This window comes from Pseudomonas sp. 30_B (genome assembly GCF_017491605.1).
Lineage (GTDB): Bacteria > Pseudomonadota > Gammaproteobacteria > Pseudomonadales > Pseudomonadaceae > Pseudomonas.
The window spans coordinates 1-214 of sequence record NZ_JAFGYY010000597.1; the positions used below are offsets into that span (position 1 = coordinate 1).

Below are 214 nucleotides of genomic sequence, written 5' to 3' on the forward strand. Positions count from 1 at the left end.
GACAGTGCCGGTACGACCAGCGGGTCCTTCGATATCAACGGAACCAACTACCAGCAAAAACTGGTCGGCAACTTCGGCACGCTTTACCTGGCTAACAGCGGCGCCTATGAGTACGTCCCCAACGACAACGCCATCGAGGCGCTCAAGGAAGACAACAGCGAAAGCTTCACGCTCAAGGTGACCGACGGCTCAGGCGCGACCGATACCAAGACCC

Annotated in this window: 1 protein-coding gene; it reads left to right on the forward strand. The window is 58.4% G+C overall.

From position 1 onward, the window contains the following. On the forward strand, positions 1–214 hold a 214-nt coding region (locus J5M67_RS29520; RefSeq protein WP_207888795.1), incomplete at both ends, for a VCBS domain-containing protein.